A 4,462-nucleotide genomic window follows, 5' to 3' on the forward strand; every position below is an offset into this window, starting at 1 on the left:
AGCGCTTCAGGCGGCCGCCCCGGCTGTCGAACAGGCCCGCCAGTCCGCGGCGCGGCTCCAGCGCCTCGGGCCGCAGGTCCGCCAGCACCGAGCGGGCGTGGGTCAGCCGGGCGTGGGCCTCGGTCAGGTCGCCGGTGCGGGCGGCGGCCAGGGCGCGCTCGATCTTCTCGACGGCTCCGGCGCGGACCGGCTCGGCGAAGGCGTGGGCCCGCGCGTCGTCGAAGGCGTCGTGGATCGCATCCACCCGCGCGGCGTCCGGCGCGGGCGCATTGCCCAGCCAGCGATAGGCCCCGTCCGCCATAAGCTTACTCCCACCCCAAGCGGTTCTGTGTCCGCCTGGGTGAAAGGTTAACTACGACTTCAGGCCCGCGGCAACGGTGTAGCCGGCCTCGGTCTTCGCCGCGACTTCCTCAAGGGTGACGCCGTCGGCCAGTTCGATCAGTTCAAGGCCCTTGCCCTCCGGCTTGACGTCGAAGACGCACAGGTCGGTGATGATGCGGCTGACCACGCCCGTGCCCGTGAGCGGCAGGGTGCAGGCCTTCAGGACCTTGGACTGGCCGTGCTTGTTGGCGTGATCCATGACCACGACCACCCGCTTGACGCCCGCGACCAGGTCCATGGCGCCGCCCATGCCCTTCACCATCTTGCCCGGGATCATCCAGTTGGCGATGTCGCCGTTCTCGGCCACTTCCATGGCGCCGAGGATGGACAGGTTGATGTGGCCGCCTCGGATCATGGCGAAGCTGTCCGAGGAGCTGAAATAGCTGCTCTCGGGGATCTCGGTGATGGTCTGCTTGCCGGCGTTGATGAGGTCGGCGTCGACCTCGTCATCATAGGGGAAGGGACCCATGCCGAGCATGCCGTTCTCGGACTGCAGGGTCACTTCCATGCCGTCCGGAATGTAGTTGGCGACCAGGGTCGGGATGCCGATGCCCAGGTTGACGTAGAAGCCGTCCTGCAGCTCGAGCGCGGCGCGTTCGGCCAGTTGTTCACGGGTGCGGGGCATTGGGGGATCCGGGTGTGGGGGATGGGGTGTGGGGTGTGGGGGAAGCGTCAGTCGTCTTTTGCTCTGAGAGAGCGGATCAGTGCTCCGAGGCCGCGCCCGAGTTGATCACAGCGGCCCAGGACCGGCTCGATGTCACTCTTCGCTGCACAGTCGACTTCGGCGGCGATGATCAAGTGTGTCTCCAACTCCTTCAGCGATCCCTGCGCGATCATAAGGTGCCTGACGTAATCCTTGCGAGTACCCCGACCGTAACCCTCGGCGACATTGGCGGGAACGGAGACCGCCGAGCGCCTGATCTGTGACGTCAGGCCAAACAGCTCGTCCTTCGGAAAGGCGCGGGTGATGAGGTAGCAGGCCTTCACCAGCGCGATCCCGTCGCGCCAGACAGTTAGCTCACGGTAGGAGGAAAGCCTCTCGGTCACACCCTTTACCCCACACCCCACACCCTCTTCTAAACGCTCTCCCTCTGCCGAACCGTGCGCTGTTCGATGCGCTTCTCGGACACGGTCTGGACGATGCGGTCGACGTAGATGCCCGGGGTGTGGATGTGGTCGGGATCGATCGAGCCGACGGGGACGATTTCCTCGACCTCGACGACGGTGACCTTGCCCGCCGTGGCCATCATCGGGTTGAAGTTGCGGGCCGTCTTGCGGAAGACGAGGTTGCCGCGCTCGTCCGCCTTCCACGCCTTGACGATGGCCAGGTCGGCGACGAGGCCGGTCTCCATGACGTAGTCGCGGCCGTCGAACTCGCGGACTTCCTTGCCCTCGGCGACCAGGGTGCCGACGCCGGTGGCGGTGAAGAAGGCGGGGATGCCCGCGCCGCCCGCGCGAATGCGCTCGGCCAGGGTGCCCTGGGGGTTGAACTCCAGCTGGAGCTCGCCGGCGAGGTACTGGCGCTCGAACTCCTTGTTCTCGCCGACGTAGGACGAGATCATCTTGGCGATCTGCTTGGTCTCGAGCAGCTGGCCGAGGCCGAAGCCGTCGACGCCGGCGTTGTTGGAGATGACGGTGATCCCCTTCACGCCGCTGTCGCGCAGGCCGGCGATCAGCTTCTCGGGAATGCCGCACAGGCCGAAGCCGCCGGACATGACGGTCATGCCGTCGAACGTCAGGCCCGCAAGCGCGGCGTTGGCGTCGGGGAAGATCTTCCGCATCGCTTCCTCATGTTTTCACTGTCTGATGAATATCGACAGCCTTTGGTCGTCCCTAACGCGGGGGGAGGGGCGGGGCAAGGGCGCCGAACCGCGCGGCGCGAGACGCGCGCCGGTGGGACCCGGAGCTCGCTGCGCGCCCCGGGATGACGATAGCCATCAGAATGACGGTTCAAACGCCGCTTCATCGCCGCCTTCGGCCCTCGCGGAAGGTCCGGCGGCGGTCGGAATCGCGCGCGGAGGTCGGCTCGGCCGGTTCGAGAACTTTTTCCGCCGGTTCAGAAAAAGTCGAGTGCGAAGCGTGCGGACAGTCCGGGCGCACGCTGTCGTCCAAGACCCAGTTCCGGACCGTCCCGGCCCTGATGCGCGCGGCGAATCTGAGCGCCCGCAAGGCGCGCTTCACGGCGCGGCCCCAACGGACGGCGTCCCGAACACGGCCGCCGCGGACGGCGGTGGAGACCCGGGCCGCGGCGACGCGATGGATCGTGCGCAGGTCCCGGGGGCCATCGTCGGGGAGGAGATCGTGGATCATGGCCCGCAGGATGACACGGCCATGCGTCAAGGATGGACGTACCCTCCGCACCCGCATCCAAACTTCGCCGACCGGCGTATCCCGTGCATGAACATCGCCAACGCCGCCATTCGTCACCTGCAGGACGCGCCGTTTCCGGACTTCGTGACGCGGCCGGCCATCGACAGCCTGGTCAGCGAGGCGCGCCGGCGGCTGGATCGGGAGGGACCGCATGACGAGGCGGCGTTCGCGCGCGACATGGCCGCCCGCGCCATAGCCGAGCACGCGGACGCGGCCAACGATCAGCACTATGAGCTGCCGCCGGAGTTCTTTCAGATCTGTCTGGGCAAGCGGCTGAAATACTCGTGCTGCCTGTATCCGGACGCAACGACCACGCTGGATCAGGCCGAGGAACTGGCGCTGTCGCAGACCTGCGCGCACGCCGGGCTGGAGGACGGGCAGGCGGTGCTGGAGCTGGGCTGCGGCTGGGGCTCGCTGAGCCTGTGGATGGCCGAGCGCTATCCGAACAGCCGGATCACGGCGGTGTCGAACAGTCACGGCCAGCGCGGCCACATCGAGGCGCAGGCTAAGGCGCGGGGGCTGACCAATCTGACGGTCATCACCTGCGACATGAACGACTTCCAGACCGAAGACCTGTTCGACCGCATCGTCTCGGTCGAGATGTTCGAGCACATGGCCAACTGGCGGGCGCTGCTGACGCGGGCGAGGGGCTGGCTGAAGGCGGACGGGCGGATGTTCGTGCACATCTTCACCCATCGCGACGCGCCTTACCGGTTCGACCACACCGACAGCGGCGACTTCATCGCCCAGCATTTCTTCACCGGCGGGGTGATGCCCAGCCGGGGCCTGATGCGGCAGTTCCCGGACCTGTTCGAGGTCGAGCAGGAGTGGACCTGGAACGGGGCGAACTACCAGCGCACCGCCGACGACTGGCTGAAGAACATGGACGCCCAGCCCGAGCGGGTGATGGCGCTGATGCGCGAGACCTATGGCGCGGACGCCGCGCTGTGGAAGCGGCGCTGGCGGCGGTTCTACATGGCCACGGCGGGCCTGTTCGGAAACGACGGCGGCGAGACCTGGGCGGTCAGCCATTACCGCCTGAAGCCGGCCTGATTGGAGAGATGCGATGCTGAAATATGTGTTCGCCTATCTGGGCGCGGGGCTGACGTTCGCGGCGATCGACGCGGTCTGGCTGACGACGATGACGGACCGGCTTTACAAGCCCGTTCTGGGGCCGATCCTGGCCGACAAGCCGGACATGAAGGCGGCGGTGGCCTTCTATCTGATCTCCATCGGCGCGACGGTGTTCCTGGCCGTCGCCCCGGCGCTGAAGGAGGGGAACTGGACGCGGGCCCTGATCAACGGGGCCGTGCTGGGCTTCGTCTGCTACGCCACCTATGACCTGACCAATCAGGCGACGCTGGCCAACTGGTCGATGAAGCTGACCCTGATCGACCTGGCCTGGGGGACGGTGCTGACGGCGACCTGCGCGACCGTCGGCTATTTCGTGGCGCGGTGGGCGGAGGGGCGCTGGGGCTGAGTTCGGGGCGCCGGTTAACCTTTTTCTTCGCGCCACGCGGGCGCGTGGTGGCGGGCCGCCGCCGATAGGGTAAAAGGCTGGCGAAACGGAGTTCCGGGGGACGACGCGTTGAAGGTCGGCATCAATGCACTGACGGCGGTGTTCGTGGTCGGCGTGGTCGCCGGCCTGGCGCTGACGCCTGACGGCCGCGAATGGATGCGCCGTCCGACCCTGCTGCTGGGCGGACAGGCT

Annotated in this window: 6 protein-coding genes; 2 read left to right on the forward strand and 4 right to left on the reverse strand. The window is 67.3% G+C overall.

Annotated elements, in window-relative coordinates; translation table 11 throughout:
* The 4 genes from Q0C81_RS16515 to Q0C81_RS16530 form a co-directional block, all read right to left on the reverse strand.
* The coding region (locus Q0C81_RS16515) for a hypothetical protein (RefSeq protein WP_291840504.1) at positions 1–301 on the reverse strand (301 nt) is incomplete at its 3' end.
* A gap of 51 nt (positions 302–352) precedes the next feature.
* Entirely contained in the window at positions 353–1,006 is a 654-nt protein-coding gene (locus Q0C81_RS16520) for a 3-oxoacid CoA-transferase subunit B (protein ID WP_291840508.1), read from the reverse strand.
* A gap of 47 nt (positions 1,007–1,053) precedes the next feature.
* Positions 1,054–1,428, reverse strand: a complete 375-nt coding sequence (locus Q0C81_RS16525) for a four helix bundle protein (protein WP_291840511.1) — start codon at positions 1,426–1,428, stop codon at positions 1,054–1,056.
* Between the two features lie 29 nt (positions 1,429–1,457).
* On the reverse strand, positions 1,458–2,162 hold the full coding sequence (locus tag Q0C81_RS16530; RefSeq protein WP_291840513.1) for a CoA transferase subunit A: 705 nt from the start codon (positions 2,160–2,162) through the stop codon (positions 1,458–1,460).
* A 616-nt stretch (positions 2,163–2,778) separates the two neighbouring features.
* On the opposite strand from Q0C81_RS16530, the gene Q0C81_RS16535 reads away from it, so the two are divergent.
* Together Q0C81_RS16535 and Q0C81_RS16540 are read left to right on the forward strand one after the other, a co-directional pair.
* The gene (locus tag Q0C81_RS16535) at positions 2,779–3,804 is read left to right on the forward strand and encodes a cyclopropane-fatty-acyl-phospholipid synthase family protein (RefSeq protein ID WP_291840517.1); all 1,026 of its coding nucleotides are present in this window, start codon (positions 2,779–2,781) and stop codon (positions 3,802–3,804) included.
* A gap of 13 nt (positions 3,805–3,817) precedes the next feature.
* Entirely contained in the window at positions 3,818–4,231 is a 414-nt protein-coding gene (locus Q0C81_RS16540; RefSeq protein WP_291840520.1) for a DUF2177 family protein, read from the forward strand.
* Positions 4,232–4,462 lie beyond the last annotated feature (231 nt).

It is taken from the genome of Brevundimonas sp. (genome assembly GCF_023259385.1).
Classification (GTDB): domain Bacteria; phylum Pseudomonadota; class Alphaproteobacteria; order Caulobacterales; family Caulobacteraceae; genus Brevundimonas.